We start from the raw sequence: 239 nt of genomic DNA, 5'->3' as shown, positions 1-239 counted from the left end.
TGGCTATGTTGTCGGTCAGGAGTATGCCAAGCGTGTGCTCTCCGTAGCCGTCTACAATCACTACAAGCGGCTCGTACACAGAATCCGGCCCGCTGGTGATGTCGAAATCGAGAAATCAAATGTCCTTCTTGTCGGTCCCACCGGTTCGGGCAAGACGCTTCTCGCACGGACGCTCGCTCAGAAACTCAAGGTCCCCTTTGCCATGGCAGATGCGACAACGCTGACCGAGGCTGGCTACG

Annotated in this window: 1 protein-coding gene; it reads left to right on the top strand. The window is 56.9% G+C overall.

The genetic code is table 11. From position 1 onward, the window contains the following. A partial coding sequence (locus N2041_RS14820; RefSeq protein WP_297679410.1) for an AAA family ATPase occupies positions 1-239 on the top strand: 239 nt, incomplete at both ends.

Source organism: Tepidiforma sp. (assembly GCF_026419595.1).
GTDB lineage: Bacteria > Chloroflexota > Dehalococcoidia > Tepidiformales > Tepidiformaceae > Tepidiforma.
Note: the sequence above shows the minus strand (reverse complement) of the source record. Positions and strands in the feature narration are given on the sequence as shown.